Source organism: Paracholeplasma manati (assembly GCF_025742995.1).
GTDB classification, from domain to species: Bacteria; Bacillota_I; Bacilli_A; order Acholeplasmatales; family UBA5453; genus Paracholeplasma; species Paracholeplasma manati.
In genome coordinates this window covers 46,377-68,432 of sequence record NZ_JAOVQM010000003.1, presented here as the reverse complement: position 1 = coordinate 68,432, position 22,056 = coordinate 46,377, and the positions used below count along the sequence as shown (strand labels likewise).

At 39.9% G+C, this 22,056-nt stretch carries 17 protein-coding genes; 1 reads left to right on the top strand and 16 read right to left on the bottom strand.

Annotated features, from left to right (window positions below; all coding sequences use genetic code 11):
* Positions 1–38: 38 nt before the first annotated feature.
* From dnaK to N7548_RS04560, 6 genes are all read right to left on the bottom strand, one after another.
* Positions 39–1,862 (bottom strand): molecular chaperone DnaK, encoded by a 1,824-nt coding sequence (dnaK, locus tag N7548_RS04585; protein ID WP_263608269.1) that lies wholly within the window; start codon positions 1,860–1,862, stop codon positions 39–41.
* Positions 1,846–2,421 carry a nucleotide exchange factor GrpE gene (locus N7548_RS04580; RefSeq protein WP_263608267.1) on the bottom strand — a complete coding sequence of 192 codons (576 nt, stop codon included), beginning with the start codon at positions 2,419–2,421 and terminating at the stop codon, positions 1,846–1,848. The genes dnaK and N7548_RS04580 overlap by 17 nt, the downstream gene beginning before the upstream one ends.
* Positions 2,422–2,440: 19 nt before the next feature.
* On the bottom strand, positions 2,441–3,454 hold the full coding sequence (hrcA, locus tag N7548_RS04575) for a heat-inducible transcriptional repressor HrcA (RefSeq protein ID WP_263608266.1): 1,014 nt from the start codon (positions 3,452–3,454) through the stop codon (positions 2,441–2,443).
* Between the two features lie 113 nt (positions 3,455–3,567).
* Positions 3,568–4,179: an MBL fold metallo-hydrolase gene (locus N7548_RS04570; protein WP_263608265.1), complete on the bottom strand. Its 612-nt coding sequence runs from the start codon at positions 4,177–4,179 to the stop codon at positions 3,568–3,570.
* A gap of 37 nt (positions 4,180–4,216) precedes the next feature.
* Complete coding sequence (rpmG, locus tag N7548_RS04565; RefSeq protein WP_263608264.1) at positions 4,217–4,366, bottom strand: 50S ribosomal protein L33; 150 nt, start codon at positions 4,364–4,366, stop codon at positions 4,217–4,219.
* Positions 4,367–4,504: 138 nt separating this feature from the next.
* Positions 4,505–5,377, bottom strand: a complete 873-nt coding sequence (locus N7548_RS04560; RefSeq protein WP_263608263.1) for a VIT1/CCC1 transporter family protein — start codon at positions 5,375–5,377, stop codon at positions 4,505–4,507.
* Between the two features lie 145 nt (positions 5,378–5,522).
* Here N7548_RS04560 and ispG point away from each other — a divergent pair, with 145 nt between their 5' ends.
* Complete coding sequence (gene ispG, locus N7548_RS04555) at positions 5,523–6,557, top strand: flavodoxin-dependent (E)-4-hydroxy-3-methylbut-2-enyl-diphosphate synthase (protein WP_263608262.1); 1,035 nt, start codon at positions 5,523–5,525, stop codon at positions 6,555–6,557.
* 38 nt (positions 6,558–6,595) lie between these two features.
* Here ispG and N7548_RS04550 read toward each other — a convergent pair whose 3' ends face one another.
* From N7548_RS04550 to N7548_RS04505, 10 genes are all read right to left on the bottom strand, one after another.
* Complete coding sequence (locus N7548_RS04550) at positions 6,596–7,693, bottom strand: ABC transporter permease (RefSeq protein WP_263608261.1); 1,098 nt, start codon at positions 7,691–7,693, stop codon at positions 6,596–6,598.
* Complete coding sequence (locus N7548_RS04545; RefSeq protein WP_263608260.1) at positions 7,686–8,783, bottom strand: ABC transporter permease; 1,098 nt, start codon at positions 8,781–8,783, stop codon at positions 7,686–7,688. Before N7548_RS04545 ends, N7548_RS04550 begins: the two co-directional genes overlap by 8 nt.
* On the bottom strand, positions 8,780–10,306 hold the full coding sequence (locus tag N7548_RS04540; RefSeq protein WP_263608259.1) for an ABC transporter ATP-binding protein: 1,527 nt from the start codon (positions 10,304–10,306) through the stop codon (positions 8,780–8,782). The genes N7548_RS04545 and N7548_RS04540 overlap by 4 nt, the downstream gene beginning before the upstream one ends.
* A gap of 156 nt (positions 10,307–10,462) precedes the next feature.
* Entirely contained in the window at positions 10,463–11,563 is a 1,101-nt protein-coding gene (locus tag N7548_RS04535) for a BMP family lipoprotein (protein ID WP_263608258.1), read from the bottom strand.
* 98 nt (positions 11,564–11,661) lie between these two features.
* Entirely contained in the window at positions 11,662–13,056 is a 1,395-nt protein-coding gene (locus tag N7548_RS04530) for an MATE family efflux transporter (protein ID WP_263608257.1), read from the bottom strand.
* A 2-nt stretch (positions 13,057–13,058) separates the two neighbouring features.
* Entirely contained in the window at positions 13,059–14,597 is a 1,539-nt protein-coding gene (locus N7548_RS04525; protein WP_263608256.1) for an ABC-F family ATP-binding cassette domain-containing protein, read from the bottom strand.
* Positions 14,575–15,102 carry a PaaI family thioesterase gene (locus tag N7548_RS04520; RefSeq protein WP_263608255.1) on the bottom strand — a complete coding sequence of 176 codons (528 nt, stop codon included), beginning with the start codon at positions 15,100–15,102 and terminating at the stop codon, positions 14,575–14,577. The genes N7548_RS04525 and N7548_RS04520 overlap by 23 nt, the downstream gene beginning before the upstream one ends.
* An 87-nt stretch (positions 15,103–15,189) precedes the next feature.
* Complete coding sequence (locus N7548_RS04515; RefSeq protein WP_263608254.1) at positions 15,190–15,654, bottom strand: hypothetical protein; 465 nt, start codon at positions 15,652–15,654, stop codon at positions 15,190–15,192.
* Positions 15,647–16,120 (bottom strand): NUDIX hydrolase, encoded by a 474-nt coding sequence (locus N7548_RS04510; RefSeq protein WP_263608253.1) that lies wholly within the window; start codon positions 16,118–16,120, stop codon positions 15,647–15,649. Before N7548_RS04510 ends, N7548_RS04515 begins: the two co-directional genes overlap by 8 nt.
* Positions 16,121–16,211: 91 nt before the next feature.
* Positions 16,212–21,995 carry a beta strand repeat-containing protein gene (locus N7548_RS04505; RefSeq protein WP_263608252.1) on the bottom strand — a complete coding sequence of 1,928 codons (5,784 nt, stop codon included), beginning with the start codon at positions 21,993–21,995 and terminating at the stop codon, positions 16,212–16,214.
* Positions 21,996–22,056: the final 61 nt, after the last annotated feature.

Genomic DNA, 22,056 nt, shown 5'->3' with positions numbered 1-22,056 from the left:
CTTTCATCAAAAGGGGCCGTAGCCCCTAAAGTGGATTTTTATTTTTCTTCGAATTCAGCGTCTACAGTATTGGAGTCGCCAGACTTCTTGGTGGTTTCTTCCCCTGGTTGTTGTTCTTTTTGAGCTTTTTCATACGCTTTGACAGCGATGGCTTGAGCGTCTTTTTCAAGGGCTTCTTTCTTTTCACGAATACGGTTTAAGTCATCACCTTTAAGGGCATCTTCTAAGTCTTTAACGGCTTTTTCGACTTTCGATTTTTCGTTGTTATCGACTTGGTCACCTAAATCATGGATGGCTTTGTTCGCTTGGAAAATGAGGGCGGATGCTTCATTTCTCAAGTCTGCTTCTTCACGTTTTTGTTTATCAGCTTCTGCATTTTCTTCTGCTTCTTTGATCAAACGTTTGATTTCTTCTTCGCTCATTGCTGAACCACCAGAGATGGTGATCTTTTGAAGTTTACCAGTGCCTAAATCTTTCGCACTGACGTTGACGATACCATTCGCGTCGATATCGAACTTAACTTCGATTTGTGGTACTCCACGTGGTGCAGGTGGAATGTCATTGAGTTGGAAACGACCCAAAGTCTTATTGTCCGCTGCCATTTGACGTTCGCCTTGTAAAACATGGATGTCAACCGCTGGTTGGTTATCGGATGCTGTTGAGAACACTTGTGATTTAGATGTAGGGATGGTGGTGTTACGATCGATTAATTTGGTGAATACGCCACCTAAGGTTTCAATACCTAAGGAAAGTGGTGTAACGTCTAATAATAAGACATCCTTAACATCACCGGATAAGACTGCGCCTTGAATGGCAGCACCCATCGCAACGACTTCATCTGGGTTGACACTCTTATTAGGTTCTTTACCTAATTCGCGTTTAACGGCTTCTTGAACTGCTGGAATACGGGTTGAACCACCTACGAGCAATACTTGGTGTAATTTAGCTGGGTCCATTTTCGCATCTTTCAATGCACGCCTAACTGGACCAACGGTTCTTTCGACTAAATCGGCAGTCAATTCGTCAAATTTAGCACGGGTAAGTGTTTTTTCTAAGTGTAACGGTCCTGCAACACCCATTGTGATGAATGGTAGAGAGATTTGAGAAGTCGTCACACCTGACAATTCTTTCTTCGCTTTTTCAGCCGCATCTTTCAAGCGTTGAACAGCCATCTTGTCTTTGGACAAGTCAACACCATTTTCTTTCTTGAATTCTGCAACCAAATAATCCATGATCTTTTGGTCAAAGTCATCGCCACCAAGGTGGTTATCCCCTGCGGTGGACAATACTTCAAAGGTACCATCGGCTAAGTGTAAGATGGATACGTCGAATGTACCGCCACCTAAGTCGAATACAAGGACGGTTTGTTCTTTTTCAAGTTTATCGATACCATATGCAAGCGCAGCTGCAGTCGGTTCGTTGATGATACGCATGACTTCGAGACCAGCAATTTTACCTGCATCTTTGGTCGCTTGTCTTTGAGCGTCATTGAAGTAAGCTGGTACGGTAATGACGGCTTTCTTCACTTGTGCGCCTAAATAATCTTCAGCGGTCTTCTTCAAGTTTTGAAGAATCATCGCAGAAATTTCTTGTGGGGTATATTGTTTACCGTTGATATTAACACGGTATGAACCTTCACCCATGTGTCTCTTAATAGATGATACGGTATTTGGGTTGGTAATGGTTTGTCTTTTCGCAACTTCACCAACGGAGATTTCATCGCCTTTAAAAGCGACGACTGAAGGGGTCGTTCTTGAACCATCCGCGTTCGGGATGACTTTGACGTCTCCGCCTTCCATGATGCATACTACTGAGTTTGTGGTTCCTAAGTCGATACCAATAATCTTATTCGTTGTTGCCATTTTCATCACTCCATTCGTTTACTTTGACCATGGCAGGTCTGATGACACGTTCTTTGAACATGTATCCGGTTTGTTGTACTGCTAAAATCATGCCTTTTGGCTTATCTTTGTCTGAGACAGTGTCAATTGCGTGGTGGATGTTTGGATCAAACATCGCATTCATGGCTTGGATTTCTTTCAAGCCTTCTTGTTCTAATATACCCAAGATTTGATCATTGATCATCTTGAAACCGATGAGATAATTTCTTAACACATCGTTGTCAACCGTCATGTTGGTAACGATTCTCAATTGGTCTATTGGATTAATCAACGATTCAATGACATTTTGTGCTGCATATTTACGTTCATTGATACGTTCTTGGTGGGTCCGTTTCTTAAAGTTTTCAAGTTCAGCGCGTTCTCTCAAGTATTGATCTTTAAGATTGGCGTTTTCAGCTTTCAACTGTTCGATTTCTGCTTTCAATTGGTCTTTCTCACTTTTCTTTTTTTCTTTGGCTTTTTTCTCTTCGTGTGCTGCCGTTTCGGATGTTACATCTTCTTTCAATTCTTTATCATCCACAAATGATCACCTCGTTTTATTATTTTTTATAGAGTTTCGCAATATTTTTAGCGATGTATTCCATCAGCGGGATGACTTTGGAATAATCCATGCGGGTCGGTCCGATGATGGCGATGGTGCCTGTATCTTCTTCAGTGACGGTGTAAGGCACAGATATGATGGTACAGGTATCCGTCGGCATATAATCGGCTTCTTTACCGATTTTGACCGATAGTTTGTTGGTTCGACCAACGAGCTTCAATAACTCTTTCCGGTCAAGCATGTACATCAGGTCTTTGATTTGATTGATGTCATTGAATTCTGGTTGAACGAGCATATTGCCCATCCCTGATAAGTAGACGTTTTCTTCACTCATTTGTCTGAATGCGTTCACCACCGTATCGATGATGCGTTCTTGGTAATCCATGTATTCCATGACATTTTCTTCCATGAAGGCATTCTTCAATATGCGTTTCGCATCTTTCACAAACTGATTTTCCAACAAATCATTCAATGAAGATATGATCTTTTTAAAATCGAGGAGTGAGATGTGTTCAGGGATTTGAACCGTTTCGTTTTGAACGTGTCCTTTGTCGGTAACGATTAAGACGACGGCTTCTTGATTATACAAAGGGATAAAGTCAATTTTTTTAATGCGTGCGAGGAGTTCATTGGGTCCGAGCACCATCGACGTATAATTGGTCAGTTCTGACAACAAATTAATGGCTTCTTTAACAGCGATTTCCTTATTATTCTCAAATTCCATGAAAATGCGGTCGATGATGGGGAATACTTCTTTGACATTATCATCACGCGTAACCAAATTTTCGACATAATAACGATACCCTAAGTTTGAAGGGATTCTACCAGAACTCGTATGGGTCTTTTCTAAGAAACCCAACTCCTCTAACTTAGCCATATCATAGCGAAGGGTTGCGGATGAAAAACCAAGATAAGGTTTATCGGTCAAAGCCTTAGACCCAACTGGGATGCCTTCATTCACATACGCTTCAATAATCGCTTTTAAAATGAGTTTTTGTCGATTTGTTAACACAACTTCACCTCTTTAGCACTTACACTACTTCAGTGCCAACTCTATTGTATTATAGGATTTTAGCACTGTCAAGTCAAATGTGCTAAAAAACAAAAAAATCCCATGGTTTGGGATTATTTCTTAAGTGTTTTAACAACAAATTCGTTGGTTTGTTTTTCAGCTTTCATCGTTGTAGGGCCGTCATGTCCTGGTAACACCTTTACCGTTTGTGAAAGATCTGTAAACAATCGTTTCGTCGATTTTTGGAGCATATTCGCCGAACCACCCACCAAATCGGTTCTGCCAACCGCCCCTTTAAAGAGTGTATCGCCAGTATATAATTCTTGACGATACAAATAACAGACACTGCCTTTGGTATGTCCAGGGGTATGGTAAACCGTGATGGATTCGTCCATAAACGAAATGGCGTCCATATCTTTGATAAAACGAATATCCAAAGCTGAAATGGCTTTTGGTAATGGTATTTTCAATGCTTTCGCGCCACTTTGTTCCGGGTCTTGCATGAGAAGATAATCATCCTTATGCATATAAATCGGCACATTAAATCGGTCAATCAATGCAGTATGGTCAATGTGACCATGGGTTAATAAAATCGCTTGTAAGGTATACCCCTTTAAAGCTTCTATGATCAATGCTTCATCGTGTGAAGGGTCGATGAGGATGGCACCATCAAATCGTTTGAGGATATATACATGAGATAAATCGTCGTTTCCTTTAATATACATGGGCTTTATTTAGAAAAAAAACTATTCGATGAATAGCTTATTTCTTTTCTCTATGTAACGTATAAGTACGCGATTTAGGACAATACTTCTTGATTTCAAGACGATTTGGTGTGGTTTTTTTATTTTTAGTTGTGTAGTAGTTTTCTTCACCACATTCAGTACAAACTAATTTAACAAGTTCACGCATGTTTCTACCCTCCAGACATTACATTAAAAGTATATCAAACAAGCAATTAAATATCAAGTATGAGTTGCCTCAAAAGGATATTATTCCTTGTTATAACCTCACACATTATAACAGTTTAAAAAACAGTTGTAAAGAGTTTTATAACGAATCCACAAATAGACCGATTAAGAATGAGATGCTTGCAACCACTAAGGCAATCAAGGTCATCGTAATAAAGTTTTTAAACAATGGTTGTTTTTTCGCAATCGAGATATAATAGTTGAACGCGAAAATGATGAATATGACAATCCCAATCATGACACCCATCGATACGAGTGGGATGCTGATGAGGAAATAAGGCAGAATCAATAAACTGACAACAATCACATAAGCGATGCCTGTATATAAAGCATAAATGAGTGGATTTTCTTCATCGTCTTGTTTTCTCGATAAGAATTCAGATGCTGCCATACTTAACGCCGCACTGATGCCTGTGATTAATCCGAGTGTCCCCACCTTTAACGAATCATTGATGGCAAGTGTAAATCCTGCCAAGGCACCGCTAATTTCTACCAATGCATCGTTCATACCTAGTACAATGGATGAAGCGAACAATAATTTTTCATCGTTTAAGATATTAATCAGTGCTTCTTCATGGGATTTTTCATCTTTTAAGATATCTTTAAGTTCATCAATTTCATCGATCACTGCACGGTAAGATTTTCTAGAGTGTGCTTCTAAACGTTCAAATATACGCAATGTAAAAATGATACCTAAAGTGTACATGATTACAGTATAAAACATCAGTTTGAAGGAAGGCCTTTTAACTTCGATGTTGACGGCTTTTTTACCTAAGTAGGAATTGAAGATATCTAGGTGCTTTTTTTCTTGCAAAGCAATCCCTTCCAAAATGATACGGTTTTCTGGCTTCTTTTGTCTTTTCGCAATCCGCATATAAAGATGATAAGCCAAGGACTCTTCTCTCGCAAATTCGCGATAAGTCCTTTTTTGTTCATTCGATAATGTTTGCATCGTTTCACCTCGTATGAGATACATTATAAGGCCAAATGTAGAAACAATCAAGGTTTTTTTATAAATAATAGAGAGATTAATTATAAATAAGCGTTGTATCTTAAAAACTTATCACTTGTGATATAATCGATTTAGGTGATATTTTATGCAAAGACTACAAACAAGACCCATCAAGGTGGGCAATTTAATCATGGGTGGTAACAACCATGTATATATTCAAAGTATGACAACCACGTATACCAAAGATATCGAATCGACCGTCAAACAAATCCATCAATTGGAAAAAGCGGGTTGTGAAATCGTCCGTGTAGCAGTACTTGATAAAGTGGATGCAGCAGCGTTGGGTGAAATTAAAAGACAAATCCACATTCCATTGGTTGCGGACATCCATTTTGATTACAAATTGGCACTTGAAGCCATCAACCAAGGTGTGGATAAAATTCGTTTGAATCCAGGGAACATCAAAGACCGTTCCAAAGTGGAAATGGTCGTGGATGCATGTAAAGCCAAAGGTATCCCCATCCGTATTGGTGTCAATAGTGGGTCATTACCCGATGGTTTAGAACCTACTGCCGAAAACATGATCAAGGTTGCAAAAGGCCATGTAGAAATCTTAGAAAGCATGAATTTCTTTGATATTGCATTGTCATTAAAAGCGACTGACATGAACTTAATGATCGAAACCTATCGCTTAGCCGCTAAAACATTCCCATACCCACTACACTTAGGGGTGACTGAAGCAGGTACTGCTTTCTCTGGTGCCATCAAGAGTGCGATGGGGATTGGTATTTTACTTCATGAAGGCATTGGTAATACGATTCGTGTTTCATTAACAGATAACCCTGAAATCGAAATCAGAGCTGCTAAAGAAATCCTCAAAAACCTCAACTTAAGAAATGATATTCCCAATTTAATCAGCTGTCCTACGTGCGGGCGCATCCAATATGATATGATTGATATCGCCAAGCGCATTGAAACCTACTTACAAGGCGTGAATAAACACATCAATGTTGCGATTATGGGCTGCAAAGTCAATGGCCCAGGTGAAGCGAAACACGCGGATATTGGTGTGGCTGGTGGTAAAGGTGAAGCCGTGATATTTAAACACGGACAAATCGTTAAGAAAATAAAAGAAGCCGAAGTGTATGATGAACTTGTCAAGATGATTGACGAATTCTAGACCACTTCGGTCTTTTTTTTCGACAAAAAAGGAAGCGATTAACGCTTCCCTTGATCGTATGGTTCCCCAGCGGCTTTTGGCCCTTGAGAGTTTTTTGACGTGAGTGCCAATAGAATCAGTGTCACAATGAATGGTGTCATTGAGATGATGTCTTTTGGTAAGTGGGTGAAGAATAGATATAGATTATTGTATAACCCTTGTAATAAAGATTCATTGGCTCTTAAGCCATCAAAAGCGGATTGTACCAAGGTAATCCCATTGGACAGATTCATTAGGAACCCGAATAATAAAGAGAATACCAATACCCTTGCAGGTTTCCATTGACCAGAAATCAGTACCGCTAAGGCTAAGAACCCATAACCATAAATGGAGGCTTTAAAGGATGTCGATGTCGGTACAATCAGGATAACCCCACCCATACCAGCAAGTAATCCTGAAATGGATACCGATAAGTAACGAATCTTATATACATTGATCCCTGCAGCATCTGCTGCATGTGGGTTTTCACCGCAGGCACGGAGTCTAAGACCATATTTGGTTTTATATGCAATGATTGCAGCAACCACGAAAATCAATAGCCCTAATAACGTAATTAAATATACATTGGTGAAGAGGATGTCCCCAATCACAGGAATGTCTTTTAACATTGGGATATTGAGTTTATAACGGTCTGTAAACCCAATTTCTTCTGTACCGGAAGATGACAACGCACGACCGACGAAAATCGCTAAACCTACGGATAACATGTTTAATGCTGTACCAGAAATAACTTGGTTGGACTTCATCGTAATGGACGCGTAAGAGTGTAGTAATGAGAAGATTAAGCCTGCCAATCCCCCAATGACGACGGTGATGATTAAAACCAACTGGCCATCGATGTTGTTGTGTTGAAGGAGATTGAGGGTTAAAATACCAACGAATGCACCAAAGAGCATGATCCCCTCTAGGGCAATGTTGACAACCCCGGAACGTTCTGAATACAACCCTGCCATCGCGACCATGGCGAGTGGAATGGTTGAATACAACGTCCAACGAACGAGGTTATAAAAACTATTGTTGTTCCATAAAGCCACTAAAATATATACCAAAACGGCGACTGCAATCCAAATATTGCGTTTGGATAAATATTTACTCATTGGTTGCACCGCCTTTCTTATCAAACCATTTAGCGATGTATTTCTTCGCATATTTTTGGAAATAGAGTGTAAAGGCTGAGAAATAAATGATACTTGCAGAAATGATATCTATGATTTCACGTTTGAAATCCCAGGATTGAAGCTCTTGGTTAGCCGATTCAATGTAGCCTAAGAACAAGCCAGAGAATACGGTACCAATTGGGTTACTCATACCGAGTAACGCTACTGCAATCCCTTGGAACCCATAAGGTGAAATGGCATACTTGGTTTCTAGTTTGATCCCTGTACCTGGTACGAGATAAATCACAGCACCTGCAAGACCAGCGATGGCACCTGAAATCAATAGTGAATAGACGATATTTCGTTTATCGTTAACACCGGCATATTTTGCAGCGTCACGGTTATAACCTACGGCTTTTAATTGGAAACCAAAGGTTGTCTTTTCAAGGATGATATAAATCAATGCACCAGCCAATATCGCGATCAAAATCCCAGAGTTAAGTTTTTCGAAACTGAATATTTGATCTAAGAATAATTGTGGTACACGACCGGAAGGGATAACTTCTCTGGCTTCTTGTCTGACACTGTCATAAATGGTCGCTTCAATCAGCATTTTTGATACATACATCGCAATATAGTTCATCATGATGGTAGAAACGACTTCATGGACATTACGATAGGCTTTTAATAAGGCTGGAATCAGTGCCCAAAGCATCCCACCAAGCATCCCGCCTAATATCGCAACTACCCAGTGAATCGGGCCTAAAAAGCCCCATTCAACCCCAATAAATACAGCCACGAAAGCACCAATCATCAACTGACCGGATACCCCAATATTGAATAATCCAGTTTTGAATGCAAACGCAACCGCTAACCCTGTTAAAATCAGTGGTGCTGAGTTAAATAACACATTACCGATACCAGGCATCCCCTGTGAGACACCGGATAGTAAAATCGCAGATAAGCCACCAAAAGCCATGGAAGGATTGATGAGTAACATGACAACCAATCCAAACAGCATACCAGCAATGATGGATATAATGGTCGAAATGATTTTTTCAGTCGATTCCAGTTTTAGAAATTTCATCATTTTTGGTTACCTCGTTTCGACCCTGACATGTACAAGCCCAGTTCATTTTCATTGGTCTTCTTCGCGTCTAAGTTGGCGACGATTTCGCCTTCATACATGACCAAAATACGGTCAGCTAAGTTAAATACTTCATCGAGTTCAAGGGAAAAAACCAAGATAGCTTTTTGTTGGTCTCTCATATTGATCAATTGGTGGTGGATGTACTCAATCGCACCCACATCCAACCCACGGGTTGGCTGTACGGCAACCACCAAATCGGTATTTCGGGATAATTCTCTCGCAATGATGGCTTTTTGTTGGTTACCACCAGACATACTTCTGGTCTTTGTTTTACGACCATTCGCACTTCTAACATCGTATTTTTCAATCAGTGCTTCGGCATTTCGATGGATTTCATCAAATTTTAAGAAACCATATTTTTGAAACTGTTCACTAAAATACGTTTGTAAAATCATGTTTTCAGCTAAGTTAAAATCGAGCACCAATCCGAATTTATGTCGATCTTCTGGGATGTGTGAAATCCCTGCCAATGTTTTTTCACGAATCGATTTTTGTGTGATATCGATATCGTTCAAATAAACATGACCTGATTTCGCCTCTTTTAGCCCTGTGATGACTTCTGCCAATTGGGTTTGACCGTTGCCTTCAATACCAGCAACGACGACAATTTCACCACCATATACTTCGAAAGAGATGTCTTTCAAGTCTTCTTTATTCAAAAGTATGTTGTGATGATGAATACCTTCTAGCCTTAATACCGGTTTGGTCAACTTGGCTTCTGCTTTATCAATCGTAAAGTTCACCTTACGGCCAACCATCATTTCTGCCATTTGATCAACTGTGGTGGTTTTAACATCGACAGTCCCGATGTATTTACCTTTTCTTAGGACAGTACAGCGGTCAGCCACCATTTTGATTTCATTGAGCTTATGCGTGATTAAAATGATGGATTTACCTTCAGCCACCATATCTTGCATAATATGCATCAATTCTTCAATTTCTTGTGGGGTTAATACCGCAGTCGGTTCATCAAAAATCAAGATGTCCGCATCACGGTATAACATTTTTAGGATTTCAACACGTTGTTGCATCCCAACGGTAATGTCTTGGATTTTTGCATTAGGGTCAATTTTAAGTTTGTAGCGTTGTGAAAGTTCGACAATTTTCTTTTTCGCATCGGTTAGGCTGATGAACCCTTTTTTGGTTTCTTCTCTACCTAAGATGATATTTTCAACAACGGTATAATTGTGTACAAGCTTAAAATGCTGATGCACCATCCCAATTTTTAATGCATTTGCATCGTTCGGGTTTTTAATTTTTACTTCTTCACCATTGACTTTTATGATGCCTTCTTCTGGTTGATACAAACCGAACAAGACCGACATCAATGTGGATTTACCCGCACCATTTTCCCCGAGTAGTGCGTGGATTTCGCCTTTTTTTACTTGTAATGTAATATTATCATTCGCGATGATACCTGGAAATCGCTTGGTAATATTGAGCATTTCAATCACATAGGACATTCAATTCACCTCATTTTATCTCTCATATTATATCATAAAAAAGCGTTTTCTAAAGACCAAATCAGAATTTGTTATATTAAATATAAATCCGACATTTTTGATGATCAAACATGAAAAAAAAGCACCCTCATCAGGTGCTTTCTGTGGTTTGAAAAATTAGCTATTAACTTGAAGTGTGACTTTCGGAACGACAAGTGCAGTAACAGCGATGTTAGTGTCTTTAACGATTGTGATTTGTTTGCCTTCAACTTTAGCAAAAATAGTATCATACATTGCTTGAGTGAAAGTGTTAAATCTTGAGAAGTCAGCAGGTAGACCTACGCCATCAACAGCAGCGTCAAGTGTTACAGATGTACCACCAACACCAGTTTCATCGTAAATCTTTTCAAGTGTTTGATAAACGGAGTTACCCAATTCTTTCATTGCAGAGGTAATGACTCTTTCAGATTCTGCTTTTTGGTCAACGTCAACGCCGATAACATACTTGTTAGCAACGCCTTCAGCAGCTTTCATAACTGAGTTACCAGCACCACCGGCAGCGACGAAAATAACTTCTGTGCCTGCAGTGTACCATGATGCAGCCTTAGTTTGGTGTGCAGCATCTGGTGCAAATGAGTTTAGATATTCGTATTTGATGGTAATAGCACCATCAGCAAGATTCATTTCATTAGCCGCATAGTTAGCGCCTTGAACGAATCCGTAACCGAATCTAACAACGGCTGGTACGGACATACCACCCATGAAACCTAATTTAGTGAAGCCTTCTTTAACTGCAGCATAACCAGCTAAGAAACCAGATTCTTCTTCAGCATAGAAAATACTGAATACGTTGTCTGCCATATCAAAGTTTGGAGCTGATCCATCAACAGTTGCCATAGTACCCCAGTCAGTAACGTTATGAGGCGCACCGTCTAGTAAGATAAATTTAACTTCTGGATGTTCATCTTGAACTAACCAAATTGCGTTTTCGAATAAGAACCCTGGGGTTACAACGATTTTAGCACCGTTTTCGATTGCAACTTCGATTGATTCAACATAATCGTCAGTTGATTTGGTATCTGGTTGATAATACTTGTAAGAAATCTTGAATTCCTTCGCGTATTTTACGACACCTTCCCAAGCACCTTGGTTAAATGATTTGTCATTGATGGTACCTACGTCGGTAACAAGAGCGATTTCATACGTTCTCTTTTGACCGCAAGCAGCCAATGCTAAAGCCAATACTGCAACTACTAATGCAACTACTACTTTTTTCATTTCTTCCTCCTATTTTGGTTTAATCCATAAACATCTTAACATCCTTACAAGAATATTTCAAGGTTTTGAAATGGATTTTACACTATTAAGAATATTTTTTAGATAGCGTTTTCATGGTGCGTCAAATTACGTGCCCATTTACCGCTTTTCACAAACTGCATACCGATGATGCCTTTAATGATGCTGACCCCTTCAACCAAGGCGTAGACCAACAAGATTGGTAGGTCGGTAAATAAGGATAATATGATTGCGAGTGGTACTGTGATCACCCAGGCGAAGGTTGCGTCGAACAAGAATGTCAATATGACCATACCGCCAGCTCTTAAGACAAAGAATATCCCTGCATTGAAAGCGAATACCCACATTAAGGCTGCGACGACCCACATAAATTGGGTAGCCATGGCGCGCACATTGTCAGCAACATTATATAAATATGGCGCGAATGGCGCGATGATGGCCAATACTGCACCAAATGATAAGCAAACCACAATCGTTAAAAACAACAATTTAAAGGCATTTTCTTTCGCAAGTTCAATTTGATTGGCCCCTAGTTCATTGCCAACCATAACTGAAATACCTGTGGCGAGTGCACCAAATACGATGAAGAATAAATTCGAAACCGCACTGGAGATGGCGAATGCTGCATAAACAGAGGTACCTCTTTGAGCATAAGCCCACATGATCACCAAAATCGATGATGACCATAACAATTCATTCGTTAATAACGGTAATGTCTTTTTAACCATCAATTTAAAACGTTTAGCTTCAATATGGAAACGGGTAAATATACCTTGCGCGAAAATCATCCGGTTGCGATAAGCAATCCATAATAATATCGAAGCCTCGACAACTCTGGCGATGACGGTTGCGATGGCTGCACCTTCCACTTCTAACGCTGGGAAACCTAACTTACCAAATATGAGTAGGTAGTTGAAGACAAAGTTAATAATCACAGATATAATCCCTGCAACCATCGGTACGGTGGTTTCACGAATTTCTCTAAATGTCGATGCGTAGAGTTGAATGATGGCTAGTACTGGTAAGGAAAATGCCATGATGGTTAGGTATTGAACCCCATAACGAATCACTTGTGGATTAAATTCACCCGCTGCACCTGGATCGTTTTTAGCGAATGCTGTAATCATTGGTTCTTTAAAAATCAACAAAACGGCCATGGCGATGATTGTCACGAATGTGGCGAGGATGACTTTAGCTCTAAACGCTTGTTTTAACGCTTCTTCATCTTTCGCACCAAAATACTGTGCGACGAAAATCCCTGGTCCTGCCAGACCCCCAATGAAACAAATCAAAACGATGAACATGATTTGGTTGGCGATTGCGACCCCTGCAATCGCATTTTCATTCAATTGTCCAACCATAATATTGTCTAATAACCCAACAAAGGTTGTGATCCCTTGTTGAATCATGATTGGTAATACAATGCCTAAAACTTCTTTGTAGAAAGTTTTAGACCCTATGAGTTTTTTTAACATAATTATCCCTTCAATTCTAACTGTGTCGCTTCAAATGTATCGTGGAATGACTTGTCATGCGATACCACAATCGCGACCCCTGGAAAAGCCATGATGGCTTGTTTAAGCGCTTCTTTTGCATTGTGATCCAAGTGGTTGGTCGGTTCATCTAGCACAATCACATTGGACTTCTTTTGACTCATCAAAGCGAGTCTAACTTTGGTTTTTTGACCACCCGATAAACTCTTTAGAGGTCTATCGGCCATGTCACGAGATACCCCATAACGGGCAAGTAGTGTGTAAACTTGTAATTTATCCATGTTTTGTAATAAGTCGAAACACAAATTCACTGCGGTGAGTGATTCATCGTAAGTAAACTCTTGTTCAAAATAGGAAATTTGAGCTGTATCAATCCATTTGAATGAACCAGCCATAGCAGGATTGAGTCCCATGATGGTTTTAATCAACGTGGATTTACCCACACCATTTTTACCAGTGATGATGACTTTGGTATTCTTTTTGATGGTCATGGTGATCGGACTTAATAAGGATTTGGTGTAGCCTATCTCTAAGTCTTTTAGAATCAACACATCACGTCCTGTATCTTTTGAAAATGGAAAATGAAACTTCAATTCTTTTTGTTTGGTTGGTTTTTCAATGCGTTCCAGTTTTTGTAGTTTGGTCCTCACACTTTGAGCTTGTTTGGTGGTGGATGCTCGAACAATGTTTTTTTGGATGAATTCTTCTTGTTTCTTGATGAATTTTTGTTGTGATTCATACTGTTTAGATACTTGATCAAAACGAAGCGCACGTTCGGCTAAATAGTAATCAAAGTTCCCTTTATAACGGGTTAACCCTTTATTTTCTAAAGCGATGACGGTATTCGCGATGGCTTTTAAGAAAGCCTCATCGTGGGATACGACCAAATAGGCTTTTTCATAACCTTGTAGAAACTTTGTTAACCATTCAATGTGTCTGATGTCTAAGAAGTTGGTTGGTTCATCTAACAATAAGATATCAGATTCATCTAATAACAATTTCCCAAGAATGATTTTTGCACGCATACCACCGGATAAATGTTTGATTTGCATGTCTAAAATGGACATTTCTAACCCAAGACCATGAATGATGTTGCCTAATTTAGACTTCATGGCGTAAAAATCTTTTTCAATCAAATAGTCACCAATTGAACTCGCAATATTGAGCGCTCGTTCCATTTCAACGCCTTCAAGTTCACCTACTTTTTGATATAAAGCTTCCATTTCTTTTTCTTTATCGAATAGTGGTTTGAATACCGTCAATAGATAGTCTCCAACATAGAGATTTGGGTCAATTTTTGCATACTGATCTAAATACCCTACTTTGGTATGTTCTAACCAAGTGATGGTCCCTTTGTCTGGAGAGAGTGTTTTGTTCAATAGGTTGAGCAAAGTGGTTTTACCAGCCCCGTTTGGACCAACCAAAACGGCGTGGTCATTGATAAAAAGACGCACACTGGCATCTACCAATAAATCATTATTGTCATATCGGAATGATAACTCATTCACTTCGAGTAAACTCATGGTCTAATTCAATCTCCGTGACTGCATGCGTATCCTCGATGAACTGCCAGCCTGAAAGGCGGTGTTCACCGATGATGTCATGGATATTTTGTTTGAAGTATGTGCCTTCAGAGGTTGCGAGGACGGTTTTTCTGTCTTTTGCAAGAATGACCCCTTCGCCTTTAAACGTCATGCCTTTGGTTTTTGTAATCCACCCGCAGACCACAATTTCTTCATCGAGAGGTACCGGTTTACGGTAACTGACTTCAAGCTTGATTGTCACACCCCAAGTTTCTGGTTCTGTAATGTTGATGGCTCTACCAATGGTTTCGTCTAATAGCGCTGAAATGATCCCTCCATGCATCCGATTCGGATAGCTTTGATGGAAATTATCACCTTTGGTTATTGTTATAACAACGCCATTTTCTAATTCATAAAACGCGGTCTTCAAGCCCGCATGGTTATGGATACCACAGACGAAGCATTCGTCTGAGTTAAATTGCTTCTTCATGACTTTATATTTCATATAATCACCTATGTCCTTATAGATTATATCACACTCTATTTCAATCTTTTCTGTAAAAAATACCAATTGGAAAAAATAAAGAGGCTATTAAGCCTCAGGGTTGAAATAGGTTTCGATTTGATGGATATGAATGACATGCATGCCAAAGACATCCATCTTTGGTTTAACGAAGACGACTTCATTTTCATTGATGTATTTGACTATTTTACCTGGTTGTGGAAAAATGATGATCAATTTAGTCCCTTGAACGTCTTGGAATCCATGGGTTTCAATCATTTTTTTGCCGGAGGAAGCGAATAATTGCCAGTGACGTTTAGAATTGAATGAGACTTCATTGACACTTGGTGCGTAAATCAAGCGTATCGAAATTTGTTCATTTTGGGTCTGTAATTCGTATTGATACCCCTCTTTTTTGACTTTCGTTAAGGTACCATACTGATTCAGTTTTGACTCAATGGCGTGGACAAACTTTTGTTTATTATGTTCAATGATTACGATAATAACAACCACGATAATCAGCAAAATGCCAATACCTAAATACAACTCAAACATGCGAAACCTCCGCTTTTTGTTTTCGGACTTCTTTTAGTAAATTTCCGTCAAATATACAGTGATAATCATAAATGATGTCCGTTAAAACATCGGGTAAAAAATAGGGAATGTTGTTCGCGACACCCAAATTATTGGGGTCTATAATCCATTCGATTTTTCGCCATTCTAAAATCCCTTCATCGGTAACGATGGGGGTTTTTAGTTTTTCTTTAACATCCATCAAAAAAATATAGAGAAAACTGCCATCATTGGGTTCCCAAGTCATTTTGCCTTTATAGTGGATATCTGCTTTAGTTAAGACGATGCCCGTTTCTTCTTTGACTTCTCTCAATATAGAATCAATGATGGGTTCTTTGGGTTCAATTTTACCACCCACGCCATTCCAACAACCTTTCCAGGGTTGTTTTAAGCGATTGATGAGCAACATTTCATCTTGATAACGAATAAAACCTAAGGTATAAATCATTTTATCACCTAAAACCATAATAACACAAAACACCTTCCAAGATGAAAAAAATTCCCCCATCTTTCGATGAGGGAATTCTATTAAGCATTCATTATGCGTATACACCAGACTTGAGGTCAGCAGCTAGTGTGGTTCTGAGGATGCGGTTAGCTGGGTTGCCACCTTCATAATCGGAATTATCAAGGGTCAATAGATAAAGCGCATTGTTTCTCATTTCTGCTTCAAGTTTGTAGTAAATGATGGTGTAGTTTGCACCAAACATAATATCAATGGTTGCGTCATCTAAGGCTGCGACGGTTGCAGGGCTCAAGCTAGATAGGTCTGCAACGGTTGTTGTAGGACCCATAGCGGTTAAGGCTTCTGCCAATCCGACCATTTCGATGTTCTTCACTTCACCATTTCTTGGACCCACGCTGTTATCGATGGCATCGGTGTTACCTGTAGTCAATCCAGCTGTGATGATGGCTGAACTGATTTGACGGTTCACGATGACGGAGTTCGCATTGAGTAAGTTGGTGATGAGTGATCCAGTGATGGTGCTTGCAGTTAAGTTTGCAATACCAGCAACGCCACCAGAGATGTATTGTAATGCATCGGCCAACGCATTGAGTTCAGTCAAGGTGATGTCATCGACGGTTTCATAAGCATCGGATGGGATAGCTAAGCCAGAACCAATGATTGCAGATGAAATTTGTCTATTCACGATGAGTGAGTTTGCGGCCAATAGATTGTTCAATAATGTTGAATCAATGTCGTTTGCATCAATATTTGAAACATCGCTGACTGAACCAATATGAACCAACGCAGCGGCTAATGCTCTGAGTTCAGTTTCATAAATGTCATTTGCTGTTTCTAGTGCACCAGACGGAACTTCAATCGTTGAATTGATGATCGCTGAGCTGATTTGACGGTTAACGATTAAGGATTCAGCATCCAATAAGTTGGTTAAGTAAGTTGAGTTAATGCTATTAGCATCAATGTTAGATACTTGATCCACAGAACCGACGTGTACCAACGCTGCAGCTAATGCTCTTAATTCGGTTTCGGTGATGTCATCCACAGACGCATACGCTGCTGCTGGAATATCTAGACCTGAACCAATGACTGCTGCTGAGATTTGACGGTTTACAATTAAGGATTCCGCATCCAACAAGTTGGTCAAGAAGGTTGAGTTGATGCTACTTGCATTGATGTTAGATACTTGATCCACAGAACCGACATGAACCAATGCAGCGGCTAATGCTCTTAATTCTGTTTCAGTGATATCGTCTACAGACGCATAAGCTGCTGCAGGAATATCAAGACCTGAACCAATGACTGCTGCAGAAATCTGACGGTTAACGATGATGGATTCAGCATCGAGCAAGTTCGTTAAGAAGGTTGCATTTATGTCATTTGCACTAATACTTGCCATATCATTGACCGATGTGAAGTTAGACAACGCGGTTGCGATGGCTCTGAGTTCAGTTTCGGTAATGTGATTGTCAGTATCTAATGCGGTCGCAGGGATATCGGTAATCGCACCCTTGATGGCAATACTGATTTGACGGTTCACGATTAAGGATTCAGCATCTAGCAAGTCTGTTAAGAAGGTCGATGTGATGCTGTTTGCATCAATATTTGACATATCATTGACAGAGGTGAAGTTAGACAATGCAGTGGCAATCGCTCTGAGTTCAGTCACCGTAATGTGGTTATCTGCATCTAAAGCACCTGCTGGGATATCTGTAATGGCACCTTTAACAGCAATCGAGATTTGACGATTGACGATCAAGGATTCTGCGTCTAACAGATTGTTCAAGAAGGTAGAGTTAATGCTATTTGCATCAATACTTGACATGTCATTGACAGATGTGAAGTTGGATAATGCGGTAGCAATCGCTCTAAGTTCGGTGGTTGTGATGTGGTTATCAGCATCCAATGCACCCGCTGGAATGTCGGTAATGGCTGCTTTAACGGCCACCGAGATTTGACGGTTTACAATCAACGATTCAGCATCTAATAAATCATTCAATAATGCGGATGTGATGTCATTTGCACTGATACTAGACAATTCATTCACTGAGTTGAAATTAGATAATGCCGCAGCAATTGCTCTAAGTTCGGTAGTTGTGACATGGTTATCAGCGTCTAATGCACCGGTCGGAATATCGGTAATCGCGCCTTTAATCGCTATCGAGATTTGACGATTGACAATCAATGAGTTTGCATCTAATAAATCATTCAATAAATCACCGTCGATGGTGTTTGCATCGATGTTCGATAATTCATTGACAGAACCAAAGTTAGCTAATGCAACCACGATGGCGTCGAGTTCAGTGCCTTTAATGTCGCCTTCAGCATCGAGTGCTGCAGCAGGAATATCGGTGATGGCACCTTTAATCGCATCAGAAATTTGACGATTGATGATCAATGAACCGGCATTGAGTAAGTTGCTAAGCATGGTTGCATTCACTGAAGTCGCATCGATATTCGAAATCTCATCAATCGAGTTGAATTGTGACAATGCATCCGCGATTGCTCTAAGTTCAGTTGAAGTGATATCCCCTTCTGCGTCTAATGCTGCAGCTGGAATATTGGTGACTGCCCCTTTAATGGCATCGGATATTTGTCGATTCACGATTAAGGAATTCGCATCTAACAAGCTGGTTAACATGCTTGCGTCGACAGTTGCTGGATCAATTGTAGATATTTCATTGACCGATCCAAATTGTGATAATGCCGTCGCGATGGCTCTCAATTCTACTTGTGTGATATTGCCTTCTGCATCCAATGCACCAGCAGGGATGTTGGTAATGGTATCTTTCAACACATTTGAAATGAGGACACGAACGATGGTCGATTCAGTATCCAATAAATCGGTTAAGAATTGGCTGCTAATGGTATTCGGATCGAGTTCATCGGTACCAATCAATTGAACAGCTCTGAGTAATTTAATCAATTCACCATCTTCTGATTCAGTACCTTGCCAGAAGGTAGGATCGTCACTGTTATCTAAGGTGACGTCTAATCCACTGGTGGTCAACACTTCAGTGAATAATTTGTCGAGTGAACTGTGTAATACACGTGAAGATAAGAGTAAATCATTTAAGTCTTGGATGGCTTGTTCATCCGCCAATGCAGTTGTGATGGCATCATAATCGAGTGCATCAAATGAAATACCTAAATCGGATAGACCTTGAATGGCTTCTAATAACGGTTTAAGGTCGCCGTCTGGATAGGTTTCATCGACACCTTGATACCAAACATAGTCATCACCATTTGGTAGAGTGGTTGAAATGTAAGCCGATAAATCACCCGTTTCAATCATCGGAACGATGGTTTCAACCAAGGTCATTTCTATGACTTTAGATCTGAGTAACGCATCGACATCGGCAGTCATTAATGTATTTAAATCCACATTGATGTTATTGATGTCGCCACCAGGTATGATGGATTGTAGGGCTAATAACAAGTATTCAAGTTCGCCAGTGGTATTTTCGGTTGAGAACCAAGTTAAACCTTCTGGGACGAACAACATGCCTTCCAAATCGCCACCCGTATCCACCATGGTCAAGAACACATTTCTAAATGTATTCGCGATGACTTTGGATTTCGCTATGGTATTGATTTGAGCTTCAGTTAAGGCCAATAATGCATTTGGATCACTACCTGCGCTAGATAGGATGATGGCTGCTTTCAACAAGGAATTGATTTCAACTTCAGTCCAATCTTCCCAAGTTTCAGGTAAAGCAATTTCATAATCGCTTAAGCCTTCTTGGCTAGATAGCGCCATTTCAAAGATGGCATTTAAGTTATAACGAATGACAATAGAATCCGAAATATAGGACGAGAGATTGTCAGCCATGGTGTCATTAAGGGCACTTAAATCACCAGAAATGATGTCAGAAGCTAAAATTTCACGTGCGCCTTTTAATAACGCCGTAAGTTCAGTTTGACCAGATTCTGCTGCCCAGTCAATGGTACTAGGAATTTCAAGTGTAACACCTAAATCGAGACCTGCCAAGAGTTGAGCGATGACATCGTTCATCTTAGAAGTAATCAAATTAGTTTCACTGATTTTCGCAACGATCGCTGCGATATTTTCATCCGAAAGAATGACACTGTAATCTGGATTTTCCGTATCATTAACGAGATCCAAAATACCCGTGCTGACAACAACTTTCGCTAACAAAATCAAATTCGTGATTTCATTGGCGTTAAAGTTATCAGAGATATCTGCTAAAGTAATCAATCCTTGGAATTCTGGTGGTAAACTTTCAGATATGAAATTGAAAATATATTCAGAGGCAACCGATGAGTTGTTTTCAATGATGGAGAACGCGAAGATCGCGTCAAACAAATCAGCAATCGCTTGATCCGGAACTGCATTTAAAACAGCTGGATCGGTTAAATTATTAAAATCATCCATCGAAGTGAAGCCCATCGCTTGAACCGCCAAATAAATATTGGCGATATTCGCGAAATCGGCTTGAAGCTCTTCTCCGGTTGGTAGTGTAATATCATCAGAGGTAATGCCTAAATCGGTAAATGTTTGTTGAACCGCTTCCGATTGAATCAAGAAGTTTAACCCAATGGGTAGACCATATTCAATCAAGTCTAGTTCACCCAACGCATCAAAAATCGATACGACAGTTTCACCGTCAAATAAGAAATAATTGAGTTCATCGATTGGGACTGCTTGTTCTTGAACTAAAGATAATGCGTTCACAAAAACATCGCCTAATAAACCTAAGTCTCTCATGTAATCGATGGCTTTTAAATCGTCTAACTCAAATAAATCTTCATAGCCTTCCAACATTTCGTTGAAATCGCCACTGTTGACTAAATATTCAAGTCCGACTGGAATCACCACTTCAATGATGTCTAAATTGGTAATCAATTCAAAGACTTCACCGGCGGTTTCAGGGTCTAAATTATAAATAAAATCATCACCAAATGTGGTGGATCCACCATTGGCTTCGACCAATAACGCAATAGCGTCCAATGCTTTTTCCATTTCAGCACGGAACTTGATTTGTGTATCTAAATTGTCAGATTGAACTCTAACACTGAAGACTTCATCAAATACATATTCGTCCAAAGCGACTTCATCGATTTTCACATAACCGGCAATCATACCGACATAAGTTGTACGATATTCGCTTAAGAATGCCTTGACTTCATCCAGTAATTCACTGGTTTCCATCATCGGTTGTTGAACCTCTACTAAAACAAGTTCATCATTCACCAACATCAATTGATATTGTGGCTCAGATGAAACCGTGGTTGCGAGATCCAAACCACTACTCAAAGATACCAATGCAGCAAACGGTAACGAAATGAGTAAAACAGAGAACGCCCCTCTAAGTGCGCCAATACCGGCACCACCCAAGCGGGATACGAATGTTTTTCTCTTCTTACGACCATTGCTGTCGCGTTTTTTAGGCTTGATAATCATCCATATAATCCAACCGACAAATTTGAAGACGGTCGCATTCAGAATAAACAATAGAATGAATAACACCAAGCTGACGGCCATTTGAATGACCCCAACCACCAACGCCAATGCATCGGAACCCTCCACCAGCACATTGGCTAGATTTGATTGCATATCGATTAAGTAGTTAATAGCTGTATCTTGGATATTCGTAATGACCAATCCTTCTATTGGAATTGGAACTGATGCAAGGTATGCTGAAAGATCTACTTTCATGACCATGCCGGCGAGCATCGGAATCGTGAAGAAACCAACGACTAAAATGCCTACAGTCCAAATAAGAAAGAAGGTGGATTTGTAAAAACCTTGGATGAACCCCCAGAACATGGCGAGTCCAATCACCCCTAAGGCTGCGTAATTCAGATACTGTAACATCTCTGCTGCAGTAAAACTCATAAAATCACCCCATATCTTTAAACTTTATTACATTTTATCACTCATTAAAAAAAAGTTATAT

Excerpts from the sequence above, each read along its gene's own strand:
- dnaK (WP_263608269.1), bottom strand. The coding sequence starts at position 1,862 with ATGGCAACAACGAATAAGATTATTGGTATCGACTTAGGAACCACAAAC.
- N7548_RS04570 (WP_263608265.1), bottom strand. The coding sequence starts at position 4,179 with ATGTATATTAAAGGAAACGACGATTTATCTCATGTATATATCCTCAAA.
- rpmG (WP_263608264.1), bottom strand. The coding sequence starts at position 4,366 with ATGCGTGAACTTGTTAAATTAGTTTGTACTGAATGTGGTGAAGAAAAC.
- N7548_RS04560 (WP_263608263.1), bottom strand. The coding sequence starts at position 5,377 with ATGCAAACATTATCGAATGAACAAAAAAGGACTTATCGCGAATTTGCG.
- ispG (WP_263608262.1), top strand. The coding sequence starts at position 5,523 with ATGCAAAGACTACAAACAAGACCCATCAAGGTGGGCAATTTAATCATG.
- N7548_RS04550 (WP_263608261.1), bottom strand. The coding sequence starts at position 7,693 with ATGAGTAAATATTTATCCAAACGCAATATTTGGATTGCAGTCGCCGTT.
- N7548_RS04545 (WP_263608260.1), bottom strand. The coding sequence starts at position 8,783 with ATGATGAAATTTCTAAAACTGGAATCGACTGAAAAAATCATTTCGACC.
- N7548_RS04540 (WP_263608259.1), bottom strand. The coding sequence starts at position 10,306 with ATGTCCTATGTGATTGAAATGCTCAATATTACCAAGCGATTTCCAGGT.
- N7548_RS04535 (WP_263608258.1), bottom strand. The coding sequence starts at position 11,563 with ATGAAAAAAGTAGTAGTTGCATTAGTAGTTGCAGTATTGGCTTTAGCA.
- N7548_RS04530 (WP_263608257.1), bottom strand. The coding sequence starts at position 13,056 with ATGTTAAAAAAACTCATAGGGTCTAAAACTTTCTACAAAGAAGTTTTA.
- N7548_RS04525 (WP_263608256.1), bottom strand. The coding sequence starts at position 14,597 with ATGAGTTTACTCGAAGTGAATGAGTTATCATTCCGATATGACAATAAT.
- N7548_RS04520 (WP_263608255.1), bottom strand. The coding sequence starts at position 15,102 with ATGAAATATAAAGTCATGAAGAAGCAATTTAACTCAGACGAATGCTTC.
- N7548_RS04515 (WP_263608254.1), bottom strand. The coding sequence starts at position 15,654 with ATGTTTGAGTTGTATTTAGGTATTGGCATTTTGCTGATTATCGTGGTT.
- N7548_RS04510 (WP_263608253.1), bottom strand. The coding sequence starts at position 16,120 with ATGATTTATACCTTAGGTTTTATTCGTTATCAAGATGAAATGTTGCTC.
- N7548_RS04505 (WP_263608252.1), bottom strand. The coding sequence starts at position 21,995 with ATGAGTTTTACTGCAGCAGAGATGTTACAGTATCTGAATTACGCAGCC.